This window comes from Micromonospora sp. SH-82 (genome assembly GCF_051132485.1).
In the GTDB taxonomy this organism is placed as follows: Bacteria; Actinomycetota; Actinomycetes; order Mycobacteriales; family Micromonosporaceae; genus Micromonospora.
In genome coordinates this window covers 4,839,916-4,865,922 of sequence record NZ_CP148049.1, presented here as the reverse complement: position 1 = coordinate 4,865,922, position 26,007 = coordinate 4,839,916, and the positions used below count along the sequence as shown (strand labels likewise).

At 74.6% G+C, this 26,007-nt stretch carries 8 protein-coding genes; all 8 read right to left on the bottom strand.

The genetic code is table 11. The annotated features are described in order from the left end of the window. Nucleotides 1–42: 42 nt before the first annotated feature. Entirely contained in the window at nucleotides 43–1,884 is a 1,842-nt protein-coding gene (locus WHN02_RS21360; protein WP_434740476.1) for a hypothetical protein, read from the bottom strand. Further along, nucleotides 1,877–6,340, bottom strand: coding sequence for a DUF6603 domain-containing protein (locus tag WHN02_RS21355; protein WP_434740475.1), 4,464 nt, complete (start codon nucleotides 6,338–6,340; stop codon nucleotides 1,877–1,879). Before WHN02_RS21355 ends, WHN02_RS21360 begins: the two co-directional genes overlap by 8 nt. Beyond that, nucleotides 6,337–7,548 (bottom strand): ComEC/Rec2 family competence protein, encoded by a 1,212-nt coding sequence (locus tag WHN02_RS21350; RefSeq protein WP_434740474.1) that lies wholly within the window; start codon nucleotides 7,546–7,548, stop codon nucleotides 6,337–6,339. The genes WHN02_RS21355 and WHN02_RS21350 overlap by 4 nt, the downstream gene beginning before the upstream one ends. 27 nt (nucleotides 7,549–7,575) lie before the next feature. Further along, nucleotides 7,576–10,155 carry a LamG-like jellyroll fold domain-containing protein gene (locus tag WHN02_RS21345; protein ID WP_434740473.1) on the bottom strand — a complete coding sequence of 860 codons (2,580 nt, stop codon included), beginning with the start codon at nucleotides 10,153–10,155 and terminating at the stop codon, nucleotides 7,576–7,578. A 67-nt stretch (nucleotides 10,156–10,222) separates the two neighbouring features. After that, nucleotides 10,223–10,423 carry a hypothetical protein gene (locus WHN02_RS21340; protein ID WP_434740472.1) on the bottom strand — a complete coding sequence of 67 codons (201 nt, stop codon included), beginning with the start codon at nucleotides 10,421–10,423 and terminating at the stop codon, nucleotides 10,223–10,225. 41 nt (nucleotides 10,424–10,464) lie between these two features. After that, nucleotides 10,465–13,986: a hypothetical protein gene (locus WHN02_RS21335; RefSeq protein ID WP_434740471.1), complete on the bottom strand. Its 3,522-nt coding sequence runs from the start codon at nucleotides 13,984–13,986 to the stop codon at nucleotides 10,465–10,467. 167 nt (nucleotides 13,987–14,153) lie between these two features. Then, nucleotides 14,154–18,422, bottom strand: coding sequence for an amino acid adenylation domain-containing protein (locus tag WHN02_RS21330; RefSeq protein WP_434740470.1), 4,269 nt, complete (start codon nucleotides 18,420–18,422; stop codon nucleotides 14,154–14,156). A 29-nt stretch (nucleotides 18,423–18,451) separates the two neighbouring features. Next, entirely contained in the window at nucleotides 18,452–25,969 is a 7,518-nt protein-coding gene (locus tag WHN02_RS21325) for an SDR family NAD(P)-dependent oxidoreductase (protein WP_434740469.1), read from the bottom strand. Nucleotides 25,970–26,007: the final 38 nt, after the last annotated feature.

Sequence of the window (26,007 nt, the reverse complement as noted above, 5' to 3'; positions counted from 1 at the left end):
GGCCGGTTCCGGTGACCCGGGACCGGCCCGCCCCACCGGCGGTCACCTCGACCCGCCGACGGGTCGGCGGAGGAAGGTGACGCGTTCGGCGGTCTCGGTCAGTTGCAGGGCCAGGTCGCCCGAACCGACGTCGCCCGCAGCGACCCCCGACGCCTGCGCCACGGCCACCGCCACGGCGGCCACCGGGACCGTCCCCCGGGGACCCAACGGCAGACCCTCGATGGGCTCCGGTCGGCGGTCCGTGCCGCCCGGTGTGCGCAGGACCCGCCCGAACGTGCCGCCCGGGGTCGGTTCGACGGCCAGGTGCCGGGCCTGCGGCGGCTGGTGCAGGTCCAACCGGGCGAGGTTCCCGACGAAGAGGCAGAGCAGCAGGTCGGGAGTGAGACGACGGGTCCGCCAGTGCGGCAGCGGCTGCTCGCCCTCCGGGTCGGCGTACCCGTCGACGAGCAGGTCCGGGTAGCCCGAGACCACGTCGGAACGGATGAGCGCCCCGGTGAGGGTGGGGAAGTCCACAGGCGCCGGGGCGTCCGCGTCGCGTCGCTCGTCGGCCGGACCGAGGCGGCCGATGCTCGTCGCCCCGTCGACGAGGTGCCGGACCCAGGTCTGGTCCACCCCGAGGAACCTGATCGTCTCGACCGGCACCAACCGCTCGTCGGGGACCAGGTAGGTCAGTGGGATCCCGTCCAGCCGGGTCAGACCGGTCAGCCAGTCGAGCACCCCGGCGGGTGGGGCGTCGTCGATGGCGGTCACGGCCAGCGGATACCCCCCGTCCACGCTCCGCTTGGTCAGTTGATCCCGGCGGCGACGCCACCCGTACAGACCGGCGGCGACGTCGCCGCTGCTCAACGCCAGCAGCCGGCCGAGTTGCCAGGCGGCGGCGTACCCGACGTCGAACATGCCCAGGCCGGGGTCGAAGCGCAGCAGCGCGTCGCCGGTCCGGGCGGGGGCCACCGGTCCACCGTCGGTCGGACCCGTCACCAGGGGGCCTCGGTACCAGCCGATGCTGCGTCCGCCCTGGCGCAGGTGGTGACGCAGGGGCACGAACCCCTGCGCCAGGCGACGCTCGGCGGCCTCGTGGCCCGTCGGGGGCAGCCGGAGGGTGCCGCCGTCGTCGGCCAGGTCCCGGACCAGCGCGGCGAAGGTGTGGTCGGCGCTGACCGACGCGAACCGCCAACTGGTCAGACTGACCAGGCGGACGGTGTGCACCTCGGAGCCGCCCGGGGCCGGGCCGGGGTCGAGGAGCACCCGCCCGTCGCCCGTCGCCCGGAACCGGTGCTCCAGGGAGACCAGGTGCACGGTGCAGGTGGCACCGGCCGGTGGGAGCCGGGTGCCGACCACCACCGCAGCCTCGCCCGAGTCGGTGTCACCGACGCGCACGTGCGCCAGCAGGGGCAGCTCGGCGTGGTCGGGCAGCAGGTCGGTCAGCAGATCGAGCGGTACGTCGACGACGGTGACCGGGTCGTCCGTCGACTCGTGCCGCTCCGGGGTGGCCGCCGCCGTCGGCAGTCGACCCCCCGCCCCGAGCTGCCCCAGCGGTACGGTCTGCGGCGTCGGCCGTTCGTCCTCGGTGAACAGCAGCAACGCCAGCCAGGGCGCTGTCGTCGGGTCGTCTGCGACAGGACGGCGCTCCCAGGGCAGGGTGGCCCGGTCGAGCACCACGTGCGGCAGGACCCCGGTGTGGTCACCGACGCTGCCGTGCGGTGGGAACACCGTCCGGACCAGGGACGGGGCGAGCCCGAACCGGTCACCCGCGACGGTGAACCGGCGGGTCGTGGAGAAGTCCTCCGGCTCCAGGCTGACCTGCTGTGCCACGGTGACCTGGTAGTCGCCGGCGGCCAGCACGGGGCGGTGGTGGTCACGGAACTCCAGGCGGGACTCAGGCATCGGCGGCCACCTCCGGGATCGCGTGGAACTGGCTGGTGTCGAACCCGGTGAGGTCGATCTCCGTCGAGGGCAGCAGCGCGGCGAGCACCCCGGCCCGTGCGGCGGCGACGGTGGGTGCGGCGATCGCCTGCTCGATGATCGCCGCCCGGGCGGCCGGTTCGGCTGCCACCACCGGACTGCTCGCCGGTGGGTCGAGGGTGATGGTCTCCCGGACGTACAACGGGGTGCCGGCGCGCAGCCGCGCACTGTCGATCCAGACCGGGTCCTCGGGGGTCTCCGCCGGTCGGGGGCGGATCTCGTACCCGGTGACCAGGTCGGTCAGCAGCGCCGGGTCGGTGACGGCCGCCCGGAGGCTACCGCCCCACAGCGCGTACGGCAGGGCGGTGCAGACCGGGGTGAACTCGAACCGGTCCTCGACCGGGGTGCCCTGGTGGGTGATGACGATCCGGTGTACGGCCACGACGGCGCCCACCGCGACGTCGACCGGTCCGACGCCGAACCGGGTCCGCCCGGCCCCGGTCGGCAGGGGGGTCCGCTCGTCGCCCCGCACCGCGCTGCTGGCCGGGATGGCGCTGTTGCTGACCAGGACCAGCGCCTGCGGGTCGGCGACCCCCAGGTCGTCGTCGGCGTCGGTGGCGCTGCGGTGCGAGTCGGCGCGCAGTGACACCCCGACCACCCGCTCCCGGGGTGGCAGCAGCGTGTCGCGGAACCGGCCCCACGACAACGCCTCAGGGACGGCCCGGGGTTCGGCGCCGAAGGGGATGTCGATGCTGGTGACGTCGAGGTCGATGCGGGCGGTGCCGCCGAAGTCCGGACCCCAGAGCCGGACGTCGGTGCCGACGTGCACGTTGATCGTGTGGGTGCCGAAGGCCTGGAACGTGTACGACACGTCGACCCCGACGTGCAGGGCCGCCTCGTAGTGGTACGGCTGCCAGGACAGTACGAAGTCCATCGAGGCGTCGAAGGCGGCGCGCAGCGAGTCGTCCCGCCACACCGCGCTGACCCGGCCACCGGCCATCAGGTTGCTCGGGGTCAGGGCGAAGTACGCCCCGCCGGAGATGCTGAGCTGTTCGCAGACCTGCCAGCTGAAGCCGAGGCGGGGCGCGGTCGGGTAGTGCGCCGGCACCGGGAACTGCGGGTGGTAGCCGCCCGCGGTGAGGGCGAAGTCACCGGCGTGCTCCCCGGCGAACCAGGTGGAGAAGGCGACACCCCCGGTCAGGTGGCAGTCCGGGGAGAGCACGTACGACGCCCTGGTGAGTTGGGCGGCCACCGTCAGGTAACCGTCCTCGGGGACCAGGCTGGCCCGCAGGGCGAGCTGCACCTGCGCCAGCGGGGCGACCGGGGCGGCGGCCGGCTCCGGGGCCGGCAGCACCACCGTGGACAACCCGAGGACGTCCAGCTCGAACCGGTGCCCGAAGGCGGCGGCGACCAGGACGAACGAGTCGACCATCTCGAACGAGTTGATCCGGACACCGAGGGCGAGGAAGTAGTCCCCGACCGACGGCGGCAGGTAGTCGTCGAGGATCCGCAGCTCGTCGGCGAGGGTGGTGCCCGGTGGTGGTCCGCTGACCGCGTCGACGACCAGCGGGAACGTCGCCACGTCGGCGATGTCGGGGGCGACGAACCGACGGTTGTACCCGAACCCGGCGGCGAGTCCGCGTACCGACAGGTAGGGCGGGCCGCCCTGGATGCCGTTGAGGAAGGCGTACGCGAACAGCGACGGCCCGGCGGGCAGCTGCACGTACGCGCCGAGCGCCCCGAGGGAGAACCGGAGGGTACGCAGTTGCAGCCCACCGCTGTACGCGGGATAGCTGTAGCCCTCGTACTCGATGGTGGTCTTGCGGAACGCCCCGTCGATGCGCAGTGGCCCGCTGGCGTACGACAGGCCGACTCCGGCCAGGTCGAAGGTGGGCGGGCCGATCGGGGTGGAGGCGGGGACCTCGACGGTGAGGCCGGTCAGGGACAGGGTCAGTCCGGCCACCGTCACCGACGCGTCGAGCAGCAGCGCGATCCGGGCTCCCCCGCCCGGGGAGCTGCGGAAGGCCAGCCCGACCCGGGCGACGTGCAGCGGCCCGAACGACCGTTGCACGCTGATCCAGGAGGCGTCGTCGCCGGTGCGTACCGGCGGGGTGCCCGAGGTCGAGGCCACCACGCCCGACGGGCCGCCGACCGGCACGGTGATCGCCTGGGTCAACGGCCCGAGGCGGACCACGGCGTCGACTGTGAACCCGGCGGCGAGGTTCCCGGCGGGCAGCCGGGGTGCGGTGTCGGGGAGCAGGGCGGCGATCGCCTCGGCCTCGGCCGCGACGAGCGCCGCGGTGGCGGCGATCACCCGCAGCGGGTCGACGCCCATGGTGGTCGCCCCGGTGAGGTGGTCGCCGACCACCGGCAGTTTCGCCAGGTCGAGGGTGGCGGCGACCTCCACCCCGAACACGTACGTGTTCGACGCGCCGCCGGTGGGGGCGGTCAGCGCGAACAGCGCCCGCCGCAGGTCGACGCGGACCCCGTCGGGGACGTGCGCGGCGGCCGACGGGGACAACGCCGCCACCAGGGAACGCAGCGGCGGCACCGGGTCGGTCGCGGCGTGCGAGTACGACGCGGCCAGCCGGCGGGCGGTCGGGTCCTGGGCGAAGTGCACGTCGAGTCGGGGGCGGAAGGTGCCGCCGTCGACCGGGACGGCCAGGGCGATCGACCCGGCGACCGACCGGGCGGCGGTGTCCACGGCGAGGGTCAACGCCACGTCGGTGCCGTCGACGGGGAACCGGACCTGCCCGGTGACCGCCAACCGTCTCGCCCCGGTGGAGACCGCCATCGCGAGGTTCTCCACGGTCGCCCCGGCCAGCGGGGCGGGCAGCGGGGGGCCGCCGAGGCGGTGCGTCAGGTCGTCGAAGAACCCACCGACGGGGATCTGCTGACCCGGCCCGGTCTCCCCGGAGAACTCCCACTGCCGCTGCGGTGACGAGTCGTACCCGGCCCGGACCCGCAGGCTGACCTGATGCAGGTCGAACAGGGCCTCGGCCAGGAAGGTGGTCGAGCCCGGCGCGTGGTCCAGGGCGAACGTGACGGCGCGCAGCTCGATCCCGTCGGTGATCACCCAGACCCCGTCGACCTCGATCAGACCGGTGAAGGCGGTGCCCTCGGTACCGGATCCGGGGAGGGTGACCTCGGCCATGAACGCGTCCACGGCGAGGTCGGGCAGGTGGGTCGCGTCCGCGCCGGTGAAGTGGGCGTACACCTCCCGCAGGTGCAGGGGCGGGTCGCCCTCGCGGAGGTGTCCGGCGAGCTGCCGGGTGCCCGGGTCGGCGACGAGTTCGAGGGTGCCGTCCGCACCGATCCCGACCAGCCCGTCCACTGTGACGCCGAGTCTGGGGGCGCCGAACGGGTCGCCGACCCGGACTGTGACGTCGATCTGCTCCACGGTCAGGAGGTCGGCGACGACCACCCACTCCGCCTCGGTGTGCACCGTCGCGGTCACCCGGTCGACCGGGCGGGACGACCCGGGGGTGACGGTCAGGGCGACCTCCCCGAGGGTGATCCCGGCGCCGGGGTCGATGTCGAACGGGACGGTGAGGCTGGACTGTCCGAGCAGGCCGGCGACGTCGGCCAGGGTGACCGGGCCGAGCTGCCCGAAGTTCGCCGCGAGTCGGATCGGGTGACCCCACCCGCCGACCATGGCCTCGACGGTGACCGACCGGGTCCGGGTGGTCCCGCCGGGGCCGTCGGCGGTGCGGACCGGGAGGGCACCACCGACCCTGACGTACGCCGCCACCTCCTGGTCGATGGTGGAGACGTTGAGTCGGGGGAGACCGACCAGGTCGTACCGCAGGTCGGTGAGGGTGACCGGACCCAGGTCCAGATCGTGGCCCCGGTAGCCGACCAGGTGCACCTCGGGGACCCACCGTGTCGCCACGGGCAGCTCGGCGGGGGCGACCCGGCGCATGACGAGGGTCCCGGTCACCGGGTGCTCGGAGCCGGGGAAGAGCAGGGTCAGCAGGGTCATCGCCGCGGTGACCCGAAGGTCGCCGGTGAAGGTCATCGGCACGTCGGCGACCGCTGACGCGGGGTCGGCCCCGTCGAGCAGGGCCGAGTCGAGGGTCAGGGTGGGTCGGTCGAAGCGCGGGTCGGCGAGGATCCCGCCCCGCAGCACCGGGAAGGCGTCGGCGAGGGACCAGTCCGGGCCGCCGACGGCGGTCACGACGATCCCGGTGACCTCGTCGGCGACCAGTGTGAACCGGATCGTCACGGACATCGCGGTGAACGGGGCGGTGTGGCCGGTGCCGGTGACGGCGGTGTCGTCGCCCGGGGTCGGTCGGGTGGCGGCGGTGAGCGAGATCCGACCGGTGGGCAGGAATCCGCCCAGCCACTCGGCGACCCTGGCGGGGAGGACCTCCACCGGGAGGTCGAAGGTGCCGCCGTCGACGGCGGCCACCAGTACGGCGAGTTCCCGGCGGTTCATGCGGGCTTCGTCCAGGTGATGTCCAGCTGGGTCGCGGTGAGCGGTTGGGGGACGATCGATCCGGTGGAGTAGACGGGGGTCGTGAGGGACTGCGCCGACGACGGTGTGATGATCCCGTTCGGCCACGACCAGACGTCGTGGGCCGGTGCCGTCACGCCGTCGCTCTGGAACTGGGTGTGGTACCGCTGCACGACCGACCGCGACGGCAGTCCGTACGCCGGGTCGCCGACCTTTCCGGCGCTGATCAACGCGCGGTCCTTGGGGGCGAGGAGCTTCACGAACGCGTCCGAGGAGGAGGTGTTGCCGCTGCCGTGGTGGGCGACGTGGACGACGTCGACACCGCTCAGTCGGGTCTCGTACTTGTCCGCCGAGGTGCTCTTCGTCATGAGGTACTCCTCGGTCGACCGGGTGGCGTCCCCGCAGAGCAGCAGCTTCTTGCCGAAGACCTCGACGAGGGTGACCACGCTGGCCCGGTTGTTGCCGTCCCCGGTGTCGCCGTCGACGGCGTAGTCCTCGTCGACCCCGCTGGCCAGGATGGTGATGGTGCAGTCGGCCTCGGTGTGGATCCGGATCCCGCCGTCGGGGTCCAGGTGGGGTAGGACGTCGACGACGATGGTGTACGGCTGGTAGTCCCGGTCGTTCGGCGTACGACAGCGCAGTGTGGTCGACCCCCTCCCGTCGGAGTCCTCGTTGCAGACGACCCACCACTCCGTGCCGGTCTGGTTGTTCTGGATCCAGTCGCGGGCACCCTTGCCGTACTTGTGCAGCTCCCGGCTGTGGTAGATGTCGACGACGGATACGTCCTCGTCGTGCAGCTTCATCACCGAGTCGAGCTTGTTGAAGTGGTCCTTGTCGCAGTGGGTGAGGATCAGGATGTCGACCTGCGGATAGTCGGTGCTGAGGAACCGGTCGGCGAAGAGGTTGTGGTAGGCGAAGAGCTTCAGGTAGTCGTCGGAGAGGCCGTCGTCGGTCCGCGACGAGCCACAGTCGACGACCACCGTCTTCCCGGCGGGGGTGGCCAGGACGATGCAGTCGCCCTGCCCCATGTTCACGAACCGGGCGTAGAAGTTCCCGTCGCCACGGGTGCCGGTCAGGGTTCCGTCCCCGCCCCGATCCAACCGTTCCTTCAGGGCGGTGACGTCGGCCGGTTCGAGCTTGATCTTCTTACGGGTCGTGGGATCGTCGTAGGCTTTGCGTTTGCGGCCCATGGCTCCGGTTCTCGCTGTCCTCGTCGTTCAGCTCGGGAAGGCGATCCGCCAGCGGCCCTGGCTGACCTGCTGACCCTTGCGACGCCAGGTGAAGACGTGTCGCCGGTCGCCGTCGAAGGGGCTGAAGTCCGCGGCGTAGGCGTACTCGTCCTGGTAGACGTTGTAGAGGTCGAACTCCAACTGCCCGGCGGCCAGGCGCAACAGGGCGCGTAGCTCGTGCGCGCCGATGGAGACCCCGTCCACAGTCAGCGCCTGGAAGTTTCCGCGCGCGGCGTGCACGTCGACGAGCCCGTCGGAGGCGCCCTCCTTGAACGTGAACCCCTCGGGGCGGCCCTCGATGCGGTGCCAGAACCGGTGGGAGTGGTGGAACCGGATGCTGGGGTGGACGTCGACGCCGTCGGGTGTCTGGGCCTGGAACAGCTCCAGGAACAGCACCCCACCGCCGGTCTGCTCCTCCCGGCGCAGCTGGAGGTGGTCGGAGCCGGCGGTGGCCACGAACTGGGTGGCCCGAACCCGGGTCGCGCGCACCTCGGTGGCGTGCGCCACCGCAGCGTGCACGTCGATGAGACTCGCCGACCCGTCGTCGGTGAACGCGATGCCCTCGGGGCGGGCCTCGATCCGGTGGCAGAACCTGCCGGAGTGGTGGAACCGGATGCCGGGGTGGACGCCGACGTCCGCCGCCGTCGCCGCCTGGAACAGCTCCAGGAACACCGGCCGGCCCCCGGTCTGCGCCTCCCGCCGCAGCTGGAGGTGGTCGGTGACGGCCTGGACGGTCAACCGGGACCCCGCGATTGTGGTCCCGACCCCGACGTTGTTGCCGACCGGGTTGATCGCCAGGGGGGCGCTGCCGTGCGACTGCACCCACGCGTACGTGCTGTCGTACCCGAGGCGCAGGTTCGGCTGGTGGGTCGGCCCGACGATCACACTGCCGCCGTTACCGTCGCCGTCGTGGTCCACGACGTGGAGCCGGGCCTCGGGCGTCACGGTGCCCAGCCCCGCCGCGCGACCGGCGAAGACCAACGGCGCGCGCTCCACCTCGACGGCGAGGACCCCGTCGAGGAAGCCGGGAACGTTGCGGTACGCCAACCGCACCGGTGCCCGTCCCGGGCCGACCAGACCGTGCACCTCGGTGAGGGTCAGCTCCAACCAGCCGCCCGGGGACAGAGCTGTGTCGGTGTCCGGGACCAGGATCCACTCCGCGCGCTGCCCGAGCGGCTCACGTCGGACCTGCCAACCGCCACCGGCCGGGTCGTTCACGGCCAGGCCCACCGCCCCGGCCGTACCGGCGTCGGTCAACGCCCAGTCCCGGGACTCCCCGGATCCCTGCACCTCGAAGGAGAGCACCAGCTCCGTCGGGGCCGTCCCGTCCGCCCCGCAGAGCGGTACGGCGACGTCCCGGGACAGGTTCGCCACCCGCAGCCGCAGGGTGCCGGCGGCGCTGCCGTCGCTGAGCACCCGGTCGCCACCGACCAGCCCCAGATGCAGGGGTACGTCGGGACGACCCCGGTGGTTGACGATCTCCAGCACCTGGTGCCGGGAACCGGTCAGCTCGGTCGGCTCACCGACGTACCCGAGGCGTCGGTAGCCCAACTCCACCCGGCTGCCCCGGGTGCCGCCGGCCGCGTCGGCGCGCATCCCGGTCAACGGCAGTTCGATGCTCCGCCCGGCGGCGATGGTGGTGGCCTCCGGCGCGCGCAGGAAGCAGGTGGTCAGGTCGGCGTCGGTGGCCAGGGTCCAGCCCGGGACCGACAGGGCCGGGGTGGACCCGGCGGCCAGCACCCCGGCCCGGAACCGCAACGCCAGGTGGTGGTCCTGCGCCGAGACCGGCCCGACCCCGGGGGACAGGACCAGGTCGTGCCGGGACGAGTTGGTCAGCCGGAGGGTGAGGGTCTGCCCTGCCGGGGCGTCGTCGATCCGGAGCACCGGTTGCTCGTCGGCGTCGACGAGCGCGAAGGCGAGGGGGTGGGTACGGACGAACGACGGCCGGACCGCCTGCCCCGCCGCCATGTCCCGGCGGATCTCCTCCGCCGAGCGGGTGCCGTCGTGGACCCGGAGCTGGGCCGCCGACAGGGCCAGATGCCCACCTGAGGTGTCCGGGTCCCGGCCGAGCGTGAACGGGGCCGGCACGGGACGGACCGGACCGGGCAGCGGGGTCTCGGCCACCACCACCCCGTCGACCAGGACCCGGGCTGCCGTGTCGTCGCTGGTCACCGCCACGTGATGCCACTCGCCGAACGGCAGCGTCCCCGGTGGGGCGTCGTGCTTGACGTGCCCGTCGGTGGTGGTGAGCTGGTGGACGAGACGACCGTCGCCGAGCAGCCACAACGTGAAGCCGTCGGCCTGCCCGAACAGGACCCCCGCCGTGTCGGCGGGCATCGGGGCGACCCGTACCCAGACCTGGGCGGTGACCGCCGCGGACAGCGCCGTCTCGCTGACGACAGCGTCCGGGTCGCCACCCAACTCCAGGCAGCTGCCGAACCGCTCGTCGGGCCGGACCACCGGCGACCCCTCCACCCGACCGGTGGTCCGGGTGGTGGGGGTGCCGACCACAGTCCGTCCCCCCGCCAGGTCGTCGAGCCACCAGTGCAGCAACATTCGCTCGCTCACGCCGTCACCTCGCTTCGCTCGGCGTCGGCGTGAGTACCGACAACGATGGTTCGCTCGCCCCGCTCGCTCACGCCGTCACCTCGGTGGGGGTCGTTCCGGGCGGGGACTGCGGCACGTCGGGGGTGGTGCCGGGCTGGTGCAGCTGAGCGCCGGCCTGCTGGCCGATCGTCTCGATCAGACCGAACACCCGCACGTACGGCAGTTGCCCGAGCGCCTCCAGGACGGTGTTCGTCTGTTCCAGCGAGAGGTGCAGGGTGATCTGCGGCATCGGTGTCTTCCTCGATCCGGCGGTAGGGCCCGGGTGGTGGTTCATCGGGTGGGTGCGGGTGGGGTGCGCAGGGCGAGCCAACCCTCACGGGCTGTCAGGTCGGTGGGGAACCCGGCCTGCGGGCCGGGCGGGTCCTCGGTCTCGGTCCAGCCTGTGGCGTCGCGTTCCCGCCAGGTCCAGCGCCGCCCCGACTCGCTGGGCAGGGCGAGACCGATCCCGGCGGCGTCGGTCAGCACCGGGGCGACCAGGAAACCGGTCTCCAGGCGGGCCAGCGCGTCGTGGTGGTGGGCGGTGTCGAGACGGACCGAGACGGTGGGCAGGACCCCGGTGGTGGCGTGGATCGCCCCGGCGGGTTCGAGCAGGACCGTCAGGGTCTCGTCGGGCAGCCCGAAGGCCAGCCGCAGCGGCGGGTCGTCGGCCGTCGCCGGGACGTCGTGGTAGTCGGCGTCCAGGGTCCCGTCCGGCAGGTGCCGCCAGAATCCCAGCACTCCGTCGCCGAGCCGGCCGTGTTCCCCGATGCGGACCGGGAACCGGACCAGGGGAAGGTCGTTCGTCTCCCGACCGGCCCGGTCGAGGTCCTCGCGGAACACGTTCCAGTCCTGGTGGATCGGGGGCGGGCCGAGCAGGTCCAACCCGACGGTAAGTCGCACCACCGCGACGGGGCGGCCGGTCAGTCGGGCCCGGAGCAGGTGGGTGTCGGCCCCTTCGGGCTCCACCACGTCCAACGCGTCGTCGAGGCCGCCGAGGAGGTCACCGAAGCGGGTGGGACCGTACCGGCGCAGTCGGGAGACGACGGCCCGCAGCCGTGGGTTGTCGATCTCTTCGACGGCGGGCACCCCGGTGCTCGGGGCCGCCTGCCACAGCGCCAGCTCCGGCCGGTGCGGGTCGGACGTCGGATAGAGGGTGCCGAGCCACTGCCCGGAGGCGGCGTGGACCCGTAGCCCGTCGTCGAGGACGTCGGGGAGCAGCCAGCCGCAGACCGGGGAGGACTCCACCAGCCCGCTGCACGGCCGGTCGTTCTCGGCGTCGAGCAACCGCAGCCGCAGGCGGGCCGGGGCGGCCAGCCGGGGTGGCATCGCCACCCGTCCCGGCCGTTCGTCGTCGCGCAGCGGGGTCGCGGTGGCGAGCCGGTCGACGGGTACGTCGTGTCCGACGCCGAAGTTGTCGACGATGCGGAGTCGGTTCAGGTGCAGCAGACCGGCCCGGATCGGGTTGAAGTCCGCCAGCGGCACCGGTGCCTGCCGGTTCTGGTCCCCGACCCGGTCCCGGACCTGCGCGGCCAGCTCCTGGTCGGCGGGGAACCCGAGCGGGTCGGCGATCGGCAGTTGGCGGGTCAGTCGACGCATGACCAGGGCGTCGTTGAACCCGCCGAGGCTCTGCGCGAGGTTGCTGCTCTCGTACGTCGCCAGGTGGGCGTACGCGGCGGCGAGGGTGCGTACCCGTGGGTCGTCGGTCTGGTCGGCACACCAGCGCAGCAGCGGGTCGGGGTCGAGCCGGGCCTGCTCGGGGCTGACCGGGTCGGCTCCGGCGGCCCGGCGTGCCTCGTTGTAGCGGCGCAACGGCTCACCCGCCAGGTACCGCAGGATCCGGGTGGAGAGCACCGGACGGGCGGCCGAGGAGAGCACCGTCGTCCCGGTGTAGCTGGTGGCCGCCGTGTCGGTGACCGCCCGGCCGGGGCGGGGGGTCAACTCCACCTCGTCGGGGTGCAGCCGGTAGTTGGCCTCCACGAAGCCGGGGTCGTAGTCGCGCCCGTGTGGACCGAGGTTCGTGCCGGCGCTGACCGGGAGGAACTCCACCTCCCAGTGCAGCAGGACCGGGTGCCACGGCTGGCCGGTCCAGCGGCGCAGCGCCGGATGCGGTTCGGCGAGGGTGTCCAGGTGGGCCTCGATCCGGTCGCCGGCCTCGGCCAGGGTCGCCGGGTCGGTGGGCTCCGGCAGCTCCAGCGCGGTGGTCGGCAGGACCCCGCCGGGGTGCTCGTCGTCGCGGCCGTACCGGTCCGACGGGGTGGCCGCCGCCCCGGTGACCAGCACCACCGGCTCGTTCGGCAGGAAGTACGGTGCCTCGGGCAGGTGCTGCAACCGGTATCCGAGCCCGGCCGGGACCGTGGCGTTGACCGCGTCCACCACCTGTTCCACGGCGCGTCGGGCGGCCAGGAGCCGGTGGGCCAGGGTGTCGCCCGGTCCGGTGGGCGGGAACTCGCCGGTCTCGGCGACCGACCCGTCGAGGTCGGCCATCTGCCGCCGCAGGTACTGCGCGACCAGGTCCGGATCGGGGTAGTCGTGCGTCTCCTCCGGCGGGGGGTACGCACAGATCAGGTAGCGGTGCCAGTCGGCGAAGAGACGTCGACGCGCCCCGTCGACGTCGGCCCGCGCCCGGTCGTGGTCGGCCTGCGCCTCGTTCAGCGCGACCAGCAGGTCACCCAGCTCGGCGGGAAGGTCGGCGCGTTCCCGGGCGGCGACGGTGGCACCCCGTTCGGGGGCGGCGGCGACCAGCGCGGCGGCGTCGGTGTCCGGGGGTGCGTCCTGGGGGCGGACCGTCCAGCGCAGACCGGCGGGGACCGGGGTGAACGCCGTGGTGTGTCGGGCCTCGGCGAGCCGGATCGGTAGGTCCAGGGCGGCGGCTTCCAGTTCGTCGGCGTGGTCGAGCGCCTCCAGGAGCCGTTCCATCTCGTCGGCGGTGACACCGGGCAGTACCGCGCCGAGGTGACCGGCGAGGGCCTCGGTGGCGGTGTCGGCGAGCCGGACCCCGGTCCCCTCGTTCCCGGGCGGCGCCGTGGTGACGCCCTGCTCGTCGAAGGTCAACCGGCCGACGCAGACCATCCGCTGCGGGGGCGCGCCGTCGACCGGGGGCGTCGCCCAGCCGAGCCGGTCGGTGATCCGGTCGGACCAGGGGGCGACGTCGTCGGCGCGCAGGACCCTGGCCAGCTCGTCGAAGTCCGTACGGGAGTAGAACCCGAGCAGGTCGTAGCGGGTTCCGGCCGGGGGGCGGGTCGGGTGGTCGGGGTCGAAGAACCCGAAGACGCTGTACGAGTCGGGGTAGCCGGCGGCGAAGGTCGGTTCCCCGTAGCCGAGCGCGGTCAGTCGGGCCACCCGGTCGGTGTCGGGGCCGGGCCACTCGACGAGGGGCAGGGTGCGTCCCAGCCGTCGGTAGGGGCGACCGGTCGGGCCGGGGGGATCGTCGGGCGACAGCGGGTACCCGACAGCGTCGCCGGTGTCGGCGAGGGCGTCGCTCTCCACCACCCACCGGGTCCGGCCACCGTCCGGGTCGGTACGGGTGACCAGCCACCGGTCGGGGACCCGGGGTGGCTCCTCGCCGTGGACCACCCGGGTCAGGGCGTCCGGAAGCGACCAGTGGAGATGGACGCCGGCCGGGAGCGTGAACCCCTCCTCGAAGGGGGTCCGGAGCAAAGCGTCGCTCAGGTACGGCTGATCCGGGTTGACGTCGCGTCCGGTGGTGGCGTCCACGTACGGGAGGCGGCTGAAGTCGACGGCGGGGCCGGTGACGTTCCGTTCGGTGGGAAGCCACAACGCGTCGATCTGAACAGGTACGGCGAGCACACGCATGGGGGCATTCCTCGAAAGACGGGCGTCGAGCGCTCGCCCACGATAGCGGTGTGGATGACCATGATGGACAGCCGACCGGAGGCACTGTCCTGTTCGGATGATCACGATCGGCGACGACCGGACACATCCAGGCCGGACGATCGCCGTACCGGGGATGGACGAACGGCCTACCCGGGTAGCGCCCCGGGCAGGTCCGGCTCGATCACGTGGTGCACCAGGTGCAGCGGCGCGGCGGTGACGCCGGCCCCGGCCAGCGCCGTCGCGTACGCCGTCGCCGCCTCCTCGGCGACCAGACCGTGCACCAGCGGCAGCCCCGGGGTGGCCGCCCACAGCAGCGACTCCAGTCGGCAGGAGGCGATGGTGCCGGGCAGTCCGAGGGCGCTCGCGTGTCCGGCGACCGCCGCCGGGGGCAGGTCCGTCGGCACGTGGCTGTGGGTGTCCCCGACGTGCAGCAGCCCGCCGCCGACCACCAGGACGTCGCGTCGCCGCCGCATCCGGTCCCACGCCCGACCGGTGTCCAGCGCGGCGGGGAACGAGTCGTCCACCACCACCGTCCCGGGGCGCAGCCTGTCGACGTCGATCGGCTCGGTGGCGGCGCTGGTCGCCGCCACGATCAGATCCGCCTGGTAACCGGCGGCGGCGATCCCCGGTGCGGAGGGGCAGACCTCGATCGTCGCGGCGAACCCGTCGGCGCGCAGCCGGGCGGCGTGCGCCGCCAGCCGGGGTGCGGCACCGGGCACGTCGCAGAGCACCAGCCGTGCCGGTGGACCCTGGGTGCGGGCCAGCAGCAGCCGCAGTGCGGAGAAACCGATCGACCCGAGGCCGACCACCGCGACGGTGCGCCCGGCGAGTCCCCGCCCGGTCGCGGCCACCGCTGCCTCCACGGCCAGGGCCACCGAGACGACCGTGGCGGCGTGGCCGGTGGTCACCGCGACCCCGCTGCGGGTACGCCGGAGCACCCCGAGTCCGTAGCCGGTGCGGGCGGGAATCATCCCGGCCAGGGACACGCAGTCCGCGCCGAGCCCGGCGGCCAGGTCGACGGCGGCGGCGGCCTCGGCGGCCAGCAGTTCCCCGGCGGCGGTCAGCTCGTCGGCGAACCGGGGCAGGCAGACGAAGCCGGAGCCGCCCAGCGGGGTGTCCAGCTCCTCCAGCAGTCGGGGGCGGCCGTCGGGGAAGAGCAGGGCGCGCAGGTGTTCCCGGGGCAGCCCGTCGGCGGGCAGTCCGGCGATCGCGGCCAGCTGCGCCGGTGGGGGCAGGTATCCGACGATGGCTGCGGCGAGCCGGGTTCCGGGTCGACGGTCGCCCGGTGTCCGTCGGCCGTCGGCTGTCCGTCGGTCGCCCGCCGTCCGTCGGTCGTCTGCCGGGTCGGCTGCCGTGGTGAGGTCGGCGCGGAGCCGGTCGGCGATCCGACCCAACTCGGCCGGGGTGACGGCGCCGGGGGACCCGCGTAGGACGACCCGGAGCCCGTCCGGTCCGGGTCGGGCGGTGAGGAACAGGTCGGTGCCCAGCGGCGGCGGGGCCAGCTCCGACTCGTCGTCCCCGTCGAGGTCGAGTCGGGGATGGTCGTCCTGTCCCGGGCCGCCGTCGGCCGGTGGTGCGGCGACGCCGAGCGCGTCGAAGTCCAGGAAGCTGAAGAAGAACTGGGTGCCCAGTGGCACACCGGTGGCGGCGGTGGGGACGGCCGCCGCGATCGACGGCGGGTCGTCGTACCGGCGGGCGGCGGTGACCTCGGCGGTGACCCCGGCGAGGTGCTCGACGAACCCGCCGGTGCCGCCCAGCCGCAGCGGCAGCATCGTCGCGCAGGGTCCGAAGACCCGGTGCAGGTCCGGCAGGGCGTGGTCGCGACCCGTCAGGGCCAGGCCCACGACCAGGTCGTCCTGGCCGGTCAGGTGGGTCAGCGCCCGGTGGTACGCGGTCAGGACCGGGGCGTGCAGTGTGGTTCCCGCCTCGGCGGCCAGCCGACGCAGGTCGGTGACCACACCGGTGTCGAGGGTGAAGCCGACAGTCGGGGCGGTCTGTTGTCGGCCCGGCGTGCCGCCGCTGCCGGGCGCGGGTTCCGGCCGGCCACCGGTGTCGTCCGCCGCCGTGCCGTCGGCCCGGTGCTCCCCGGCCCGCAGCACCGGTGCCCGGTACGGGGTGCCGAACCGCTCCGACCACCAGGTGTGGGCGGCCGGATCGGGCGGATCGGCGGCGCGGCGGGCCAGGAGCGCCACGTACTCCCGGAAGTGGGTACGCAGCGGCGGCGGTTCGTCGTCGCGACCGCCGCTGAGCCGGTGGTAGGTGGTGAGGAGTTCCCGGCCGAGCAGGGCCGCGCTGTATCCGTCGCCGACGAGGTGGTGGGCGTGGACCAGGAGCACGTGCTCGTCGGGGGAGACGGCCAGCAGGCGCAGCCGCAGCAGCGGCCAGGCCCACGGTTCGAACGCCCGGTCGCGTTCCTGGGCGACCCGGGCGGCCAGGGCGTCGGGGTGGGGGAGGACCTCGTACCCGACCGGGAGCCGCAGTGAGGCGGGCAGCTCCTGCTGGACCGGGGGACGGACCCCGGCGGGGAAGACGGTACGCAGCATCGGGTGCCGGGCGACGAGGAGGTCGACGGCGCGTTGGAAGACGTCGCGCCGGAGGCGGCCCCGCAGCCGCAGCCGGGCCAGCCAGGCGGTTCCCGCCCCGGGGTCGATGGCGTCGGCGAGGAGGAACCCCCGTTGGGTGGGGGTCACCGGGCACGGCGGACCCGGGTCCCCCGCGTCGCCGCCACCGGGACCCGGAGCCGGATCGGAGCGGCCCGTCGACGGTCCGACGGCGGCCTCGGCGGCGGCGGCGTCGATGGCGGCGGCCAGGGTGCGTAGGGTTCGGTGCCGGTAGAGGACTGCCGGACCCGGGGCGTGCGGGAACAGCTCCCGCACCCGGGCGGAGACCTCCAGGACCAGGATGGAGTCTCCGCCGAGGGCGAAGAAGTCCTCGTCCCTGCCGATGCCCGGCAGGCCGAGCAGGTCGCCCCAGATCCGGGCCACCGCCGTCTCGGTGTCGGTGCCGGTGTCGGTCTCGCCGGTGGCGTTCTGTCCGGTGGGGGCGGCGGTCGGACCGAACCCGGCGTACGCCCGGAGGCGGTCCCGGTCGACCTTGCCGGTGGGGGTCGTCGGCAGGTCGTCGACCAGGTGCAGTCGGGCCGGGACCAACTGCTCCGGCAGCCTGTCGCCCAGGTACGCCCGCAGCCCGGCCACCGTCGGGGCGGTCTGCGGGGCGGGCAGGACGAAGGCGTGCAGCCGGGGGTGCGGCTCGGCCTGGTGCAGCACCACCGCCCCGGCCACCTCCGGGTGGGTCCGCAGGGTCGCCTCGATCTCGCCCGGTTCCAGCCGGTACCCGTGGATCTTCACCTGGTCGTCGAGGCGGCCGAGGAACTCCAGGACCCCGTCGGGGGTGACCCGTCCCCGGTCACCACTGCGGTAGAACCGTTCCCCGTCGAGGTCGACGAAGGCGGCCCGGGTCAGCTCCGGTTCGTCCAGGTAGCCGGGGGTCAGACCGACCCCGCCGAGGTAGAGCTCACCGGCGACGCCGGGCGGGCAGACCGCCCCGTCCGGGTCGACGACGTGCACCTGCGCCCCGCCGACCGGGCTGCCGATCGGGAGCCGACGCACCGCGTCGTCGGGTCGGCTGTCGATCAGGTGCCAGGTGGCGTTGACGGTGGCCTCGGTGGGGCCGTACAGGTTGGTGATCCGGCAGCCGTCGCCGAACAGGTCGAACCAGCGGCGTACCGGGACCGGGGAGAGCTCCTCGCCGCCGACGTGGACCCAGCGCAGCCCGCCCAGGTCGGGGGGTGTCCCGTCGCGGGCGGTCCGCTCCTCGGCGGCCCGCAGGATCCGCTCCCACAGGGTCGGCACCGAACTCCACACCGTGACCCGGCCGCGTTCCAGTCGGGTCAGCAGCGCCTCGGGGTCCCGACGCAGGGACCACCCGACGGTGACCACCGTCGCGCCGACCAGCAGCGGGGCCAGGAGCTGTCGTACCGACGCGTCGAAGCAGATCGACGAGGTCTGGGCCAGCCGGTCCCCGGGGCGGTAGCCGAAGGTGGTGACCGCCCAGTCGAGGTAGTTGCGCATCGACCTGTGGGTGACGGGTACGCCCTTCGGCCGTCCCGTCGAACCGGACGTGAAGATCACGTACGCGGTCTCCTCCGGGTCGGGCGGAGGCACCCCGACCCCGACCGGCACGCTGCCGTCGTCCCCGGCCGGACCGGTCTCCCCGTCGAACCGGACCTGACGGGTTCCCCCGTCGAACCCGACCGGACGGGTCGCCGCGTCGAGGCGGGCCGCGACGGGGGCGGACTCGTCGTCGTGCAGCACCACCCGGGCACCGGCCCGGAGGAGGTGGTCGTCGAGGCGGGCCGGGGGGTGTCCGGCGTCCAGCGGCACCCAGGCCGCCCCGGTACGCAGGATCCCGACCACCCCGACCACGGTCGCCGGTCCGGGGGCTGTCAGCAGGCGACCCGGTCTCGGGGACGTACCCCGTTGGTGGTGAGGTGCGCGGCCACCCGGTCGGCGGCGGCGTCGAGGTCCCGGTAGGTCAGCGTCGCACCGTCGTGGTCCACCGCCACCGCGTCCGGGGTGCGTCGACAGACGGTACGGATCCGGGCCGTGACGTCCCCGCCGTCGGACCCGGACGTCCCGGCGTGGTCGACCGTTCGCGGCCGGGGAAGGTCCGCCACGGGGCCGTCGGTGGCCAGGTCGACGAGGACCCGGTGGTGGTCGGCGGCGAGGCGGGCCACCGTCTCCCGGCGGAACAGCCGGACCGGGAAGTTCCAGGACAGCCGCAGGGTCGACCCGGACTCCCAGCACAGGAGACTGAGCCGGGTGGCGGCCGACGCCGACCCGGCCGCCGTCGGGGCGACGGTGACCGGACAGTCGGGGTCGGTGGTGACCGGGAACCGGGCGAAGCTGAACCCGGCGGGACTCGCGGTACGGGGGCCGTCCCCGCCGCCGTGGCCGAGCAGTCGGGCCAGGTCGAGGCTGGACACGGTGCCCCGGCGCTGCGCGGCCGACCACGCCTCGCGGATCCGGTCGGCGAGGTGCCCGCCCGGTTCCGCCGGGTCCACGTCGACCAGGAGGGGAAGGGCGTCGGCGAAGGGGCCGACGATCCGTTCGATCCCGGGCAGTCGGGCGTCCCGACCGGCCCGCGCCACGTTGACCGGCACGGTCCGCTGTCCGCTCCACCGGGCCAGGCACCGGACGTACCCGGCGAGGAGCAGGTGGAACAGGGAGACCCCGGCGTCGGCGGCCCGGTCACGCAACCGGGCCACCAGGTCCGCGTCCAGCTCACCGAGGTGCGACGCGTACGGCGGTGCGGGCAGCGCCCCCGGGTCCCCGTCGTACGGCAGCCGCAGCGTCCACCCCGGGCCGGTGAGGGTGTCCCGCCAGTACGCCAGGTCCTCCTCGGTGGGGGGCGGGACGCGGTGGGCGTACTCGCCGAAGTCGGCGGTGGACGGCGGCGACGGTCGGTGGCGGCCCCGGGTCAGGGCGGTGTACCCGGCCCACAGCTCCTCGCCGAGCAGGTTGAGGCTGAACCCGTCCCCGGCGGCGTGGTGCAGGACCAGCAGCAGGTGGGACCGGTTCGGGCCGTCGGGGACGAGCACCGCCCGCAGCGGTGGTTCCCGGGTCGGGTCGATCGGGGTGTTGCAGAGCTGTTCCTCGATGGCGGCAGGCGGGCCGGGGTGGGGGTGGACCCGGAACCAGTCCGGGGGCTCGGTCGGGTCGGCGGGTGGGGGCGTCACCACCTGGCAGGGGCTCCCGGTGGACGGGTCGGGGACGAACCGGACCCGGAGCATGGGATGGTCGACGGCGAGCCGGGCCAGGGCCCGACCGAGCAGGTCCGGGTCGAGGGGCCCGGTGACCGTCTGCCTGACGAAGGCGTAGCTGGCGACGTCCGGGTGCAGCCGCTCGTTGACGTGGAACGCCCGTTGGACGGAGGTCAACGGGAACGGTGCACCGGCCGCCACCGGTACGGGTCGCGCGACCGCAGGTGACCCGGTCGGGGTGGGCGTCGGTCTCCCGGTGCCGGGGTCCGCCGCGAGGTGGGCGGCCAGTCCGGCGACTGTGGTGTACTCGAAGAAGAGGGTGACCGGCAGGTCCCGGCCGAGTTCGTCCTCAAGCCGTTTGACCAGGTCGACGGCGGCCAGGGAGTCCAACCCGAGGGCCAGGAACGAGACGTCGTCGGCGATCTGGTCGGGCCTGCGGTGCAGCGGTTCGGCGAGGAGCCGGCGCAGCAGGTCCGCCAGCTCCCCGACGTCCGGGGCAACCCCGGTCGCCCGGGCGACGATGCCCGCCGAAGCCGAAGCCGAAGCCGAAGCCGAAGCCGAAGCCGAAGCCGACGCCGGGGCCGGGGCCGGGGCCGGGGTCTGGGGCGTCCCGGCCGGTCCCGGTCGGGACGTCCCGCCGCCTTTCGAGGCGGTCCGGGACGGTCCGGGGCGGAGGTCCGCGACGACCAGGTGGGCGGCGTCGACCCGGCGGGCCGCGTCGAGGGCCCGTAGCGCCGTCTGGACGTCCATCGGGGCGGGACCGGCCGTCCCGGCACCGGCCCGCGCCGCCATCCCCGTCCCGCCGACCGCTGCGAGACCGACCGCCTGGAAGGGCCGACCGGCGGCCCGGTGCGCGGCGGCGAAGGCGTCGAGGAAGGCGTTGGCCGCCGCGTAGTCGCCCATCGCACCGGCCAGGCCGGGCAGGACCGCGCTGACCGAGGAGAACCCGACGAGGGCCGCCCGGTGGTGTCCGTACCGGTGCAACGCCTCGGCCAGCAGGTGGCTGCCCCGGACCTTCGGGGCCAGGACGGCGAGGACGTCCTTGGCGGACTTGCCCGCCAGGGTGCCGAGCCGGACGACCCCGGCGGCCTGGAAGACGGTGTCCACCCGGGGCAGGGCACGCAGGAGCCGGTCGACGTCGTCCGGGACCGTCACGTCACACCTGTGGTACGACGCCGTCGCCCCCGACGCCGTCAACTCGGCCACCAGGCCCTCCGGGGCCCCGTCCGACCGTCCGACCAGGACCAGTGTGGGCGCGCCCCGACCGGCGAGGGTACGGGCCAGCTCGGCTCCGATCCCGCCTCCGCCCCCGACGATCACGTGGACCCCCGCCCCGGCGGCCGGTGCGGCGTCGCGGTCGCCGTCGTCCGGGGCCGGGACCAGGTGCCGGACCAGTCGACGTCCGGCCCGCCAGGCCACTCCGATCCCCGCGACCGGGCCGGTGGTGGCGTCGACCCCGTCGACAGTGAGGTCGGACAGTTCCCGGCACAGGGACCGGACCCGGACCGTCACGTCGTCCCGGCCGGCCAGGTCGACGGTCCGGGTGAGCAGGTCGGGACGTTCGTCGCCCAGGGCGGCGGTCAACCCGGTCAGCACCGCCTGGATCGGTCGGGGTCGGTCCGTCGCCCCGGTGACCTGCGCGTCCTCGGTGACCACCAGGACCCGACCGGGTGGGGCGTCGAGCAGGTCACGGAAGGCGTCCACCTGGTCGGCCACGGCGGCGTCGAAACCGGCCAGGTCCGGCGGGTCCACCGCCGCCCCGGTGAGCAGGACCGTCACCTGTGGAGGATCCGCGTCGTCGACGGGTCCCGACCCCGCCGGGGCGACCTGCACCTCGACGCCGTGGGCGGTGAGGGCGTCGGCGAGCCCGGTGGCGACGGCACCGCCGACCCCGGGACCCCGGAGCCGGACCCGGGTCGGTAGACCCCCGGTGCTCTCCGGGGCGTCCTCCCAGACCACCACGTGCAGGGGTACGGCAGTCCCGGGTGGCCCGTACGACCGACGCTGGAACGGGTACGTGGGGACGGGGACCCGCCGCCGGGGGCCGTACAGGGCGGCCCGGTCCAGGGGGCCTCCCGCCACCCAGAGCCGCCCGACGGCCGCCAACAGCCGGCGGGTGCCGGGGTGACCGGTCGAGCCGGTGTCCGACCCGGTCGGGGCGAGCACCGTCACCACCCGCACCGGGCCGGCGGGGGCCACCGACCCGTCCAGCAGATCGCCGAGGCGGCCCACCGTCCAGAGCGGCACCAGGGTGTCGTGCCCGTCGGTGAGGTGCCGGTGCAGCGCCGACCGGAACCCCGCCTCGTCGGGTGCCTCACCGGACCGGGCCACCGCGTGCCGGACCGCCTCGGCGGGGGTCAGGTCCCCACCCGTGGCTTCGGCGGCCAGCGCCCCCGGGCCGTACCCGAGGACCGCGTCGGGCCGGACCCCCCAGGCGGCGAGCTGACCGGCCAGGGCGAGTCCGACGGCGACGGCGACCGGCCCGGCCACCCGCAGGTCGTGGTCCGCCCCGGACGGGGTGGTCCCCAGGCACCAGGAGAGCAGCGGGTGCCCCGCTACCGGACCGGCGGCCGCGTCGGCGGCGACCAGGAGGTCCCGGAAGACGGGCAGGCTGTCGTGCAGGTCCCGGACGAGGGTCGCCGGGATCGCGGTGCCGTCGTCAGGGAAGAGCAGCACGATCCGGGGTCGGCGGCCGACCGCCGTCCCGACCACCGTCGACGCGGCGTCGTCCAGCCGGTCGGCCAGGTCCCCGGCGGCGACCACCGACAGCCGGTACGGGGCGTCGTCGCGGGCCGTGCCGGCGGCGGCGCAGACGTCGGCCTCGGTGAGGTCGGGGTGGGCGCGCAGGTGCCCGGCGAGGTCCCGGGCCGCCCGCCGCAGCGCGGACGCCGAGTGGGCGCTGACGGTGGCCAGGTGGCATCCCGCCCCACCGGCGTCGGGGACCGGTGGGGTGGCCGGTGCCTCCTGGAGGATGGCGTGGGCGTTGGTGCCGCCGAACCCGAACCCGTTCACCCCGGCGACCAGCGGGCCGGGTGCGGTCCACCGGTGGGCCTCGGTGACCACTGTGAGACCGGCCGCGTCGAGGTCGAACCGGGACGAGGGCCGGGTGTGGTGCAGCGACGGTGGCAGGTGCCGGTGTCGCAGGGCGAGGACCACCTTCACCAGGGCCGGCATCCCGGCCGCGTTGAGCAGGTGTCCGAGGTTGGTCTTGACCGATCCCAACCGGCGCGGTGTCCCGTCCGTGGGCGGGGGGAACGCCGCCGCCAGGGACCGCACCTCGACCGGGTCGCCGATGCCGGTGCCGGTGCCGTGGGCCTCCACGTAGGAGACCGACGCGGGGTCGACCCCGGCGTCCCGGTACGCCCGCGCGATCACCTCCCACTGCCGGTGCGGGTTCGGCGCGAGCAGGCTCAGCGACCGACCGTCGTTGCCGACGGCGGTGCCTGCCACCAGGGCCAGGACCGGATCCCCGGCGGCCCGCGCGTCGGCGGCCCGGCGCAGTACCAGGGCGGCACCGCCCTCACCGGGGACGAACCCGTCGGCGGCGGCGTCGAAGGCCCGGCACCGTCCGGTGGGGGAGAGCGCCTCGGCGGCGTCGAGGAGCCGGTATCCGGTCTCGGTGAGGTTGAGGTTGACCCCGCCGACCACCGCGACGTCGCACTCGCCGTCGGCCAGGCTCCGGATGGCCAGGTGCAGGGCGACCAGGGCCGAGGAGCAGGCGGTGTCCACCGCCACCGCCGGTCCGGTCAGGTCCAGGGCCTGCGCCAACCGGGCCGGTACGAGGTTGCGGAGGTTCCCCGTCAACGCGCCCGCCCCGGTGACCGGTCCCTGCCCGGCCAGGAGCTCCGGGTACGCGCTCTCGCCGACGGCGGCGAAGACGCCGACCCGACGGCCGTGGCGTCGGGGACCGGCGTACCCGGCGCGTTCCAGGGCCTCGTACCCGACCTCCAGGAACAGCCGGGCGTGCGGGTCGGTGAGGCGGGCCTCGGTGTCGGTGAGACCGAAGAACCCGGCGTCGAAGAGCATCGGATCGTCGAGGAAGGACCCCCACCGGTCGACGTCCCCCTGCGGGGTCCACCGGTGGCGGGGCACCGGACCGACGTCGTCGACACCGTCGACCAGGCGCCGCCAGAACTCCTCCGGGGTGTCGGCGCCGGGGAACCGGCAGGCCATCCCGATCACCGCCACGGATGTGTCCCGGCGGTCACCGGCGACGACCGGCACCGACCGGGTGGGGTGGGTGGCCGGCCCGGCGGCGAGCCGGTCGGCCAGCGCCGGGACGGTGGGGCAGTCCCGCAGGTCCGCCGGGTCCACCGTGGCGCCCAGGGCGTCCTCCAACCCGGCGAGGACCTCCATCGCCTTCAACGACGATCCGCCGATGGCCGGGAACCTGTCGTCCGGGCCGATGGCGGCGGCGGGCCGTCCCAGGACCCGGGCCCACACCCCCCTGATGACGTCCTCGAGTTCCCGGCGGGGCATCCGGGTGGGGTCGCCGACGGACGGTCGGGCACCGTCGGCTCCGGCGGTGGGGACGGTCCGGGGTGGGCACCACCGTCGCTCCCGGTCGGCGAAGTCCCCGGCCAGGTACCGGTCCCGCATCCGCCGTCGCCGCAGCTTCCCGCTGGTCGTCCGGGCGAAGGCACCCGGGGGCAGCGGCAACACCCGTACCTCGTCGTGCCCGGAGGCCTCCGCGACCCGGGCCCGGACGGCGTCGAGGGCGGCGACCACCCCGGCCGGTGGTCGGGCCCACGGGACGAACACCACGATCCGTTCCCCACCGGTGTCCGGGTCGGTGCAGCCGACCACCACCGTCACCTCTCCCGGCAGCCCGGGGGTGGCGGCGGCCACCCGCTCCAGGTCGGAGGCGTGGAAGGTCCGGCCGTTGACGAAGACGACGTCCTTGGCCCGCCCGGTGACGCAGAGCCTTCCGTGGCGCAGGAAACCCAGGTCACCGGTGCGCAGCCAGCCGTCGGAGAAGGTGTCCCGGCTGGCCTGGGGTGCCAGGTGGTAGCCCCGGGCCACGTTCGGGCCGCGTACCTCGATCTGGCCCACCCGGTGCTCGCCCACCGGTCGCCCGTCGTCGTCGACGATCCGGACGGTGCAGCCGGGCACCGGGTGTCCCACGTCCATCAGCTCGACGGCGTGCGGCCCGGGGTCGGTCGGTTCGGCCCGTCCCCGGCTGAGGGCGTCCCGGTCCAGGACCAGCGGGACGGCCACCTCACCCGGCGGGGGGAAGGTCACCGCGAGGGTCGCCTCGGCCAGTCCGTAGACCGGGCGCAGGGCGGCCGGGTCGAGCCCCGCCGGTCGGGTGTGCGCCACGAACGACCGCCACACCGTCGGTGAGATCGGTTCGGCCCCGACGACGGCACACCGCACGGAGCTCAGGTCGAGCCCGGCCAGGGTCGCCGACGGCACCCGTCGTACCGCCATGGCCAGGGCGAAGTTCGCCGCCGACAGCATCGTCGCCCGGTGCCTGTCGGCGGTGGTGAACCACAGCGCGGGGCGCTTGGCGAAGGCCAGCGGGGGGATGCGGACCTGTTTGAACCCGACAGCGAGCGGGGTGAGGTGGGTGCCGATCAACCCCATGTCGTGGAAGAACGGCATCCAGGTGACGATCACGTCGTCCGGGCCGCACCCGCTGGCCACCCGGGCCTGCTCCAGGTTGGCCAGGACGTTGGCGTGGGTCAGCTCCACTCCCCGGGGCGTTCCGGTGCTTCCCGAGGAGAACTGGAGGAACGCCACCTCGTCGGGGGCGGGGTCGGGCAGGTCGTCCAGGGGGGTGCCGGCCCGCAGCGCGGACAGGCGCAGCACCGGACCGGGAACCCCCTCGACGGCGGTGGTGGTGGCGTCGTCGGTCAGCACCACCGCGTCGGTCAGGAGGTCCCGGACCGCCCGGACCCGGTGTGGCTCGGGCGGCATCGGGACCGGGATCAGCCCGGCGGCGAGAGCACCCCAGAACAGCGGCTGGAAGTCGTCCCCGGCGTCGGCGAGGATCAGCGCCGGGGTCCCCGGGGCGGTCCCGGCCGCCCGCAGCCCACCCGCCACCCGCAACGACTCGTCGCGCAGTTCCCGGAATCCGACGGTACGTTCGGTGCCGTCCTCCCGGACGTGGACGATCACCTGGTCGGGGGTGCGGTCGGCGGCGTCGAGGAGGACGTCGAGCAGGTTCCGCCGGCCGTCCGGCCCGATCGCTGTCGGCACGCGAGGATGGTAGCGGCCATGATCGCCTGGTCGGCGTC

Bases quoted from the DNA above. Each gene is read 5' to 3' on its own strand.
- WHN02_RS21355 (WP_434740475.1), bottom strand. From the start codon at position 6,340: ATGAACCGCCGGGAACTCGCCGTACTGGTGGCCGCCGTCGACGGCGGC.
- WHN02_RS21350 (WP_434740474.1), bottom strand. From the start codon at position 7,548: ATGGGCCGCAAACGCAAAGCCTACGACGATCCCACGACCCGTAAGAAG.
- WHN02_RS21360 (WP_434740476.1), bottom strand. From the start codon at position 1,884: ATGCCTGAGTCCCGCCTGGAGTTCCGTGACCACCACCGCCCCGTGCTG.
- WHN02_RS21335 (WP_434740471.1), bottom strand. From the start codon at position 13,986: ATGCGTGTGCTCGCCGTACCTGTTCAGATCGACGCGTTGTGGCTTCCC.
- WHN02_RS21340 (WP_434740472.1), bottom strand. From the start codon at position 10,423: ATGCCGCAGATCACCCTGCACCTCTCGCTGGAACAGACGAACACCGTC.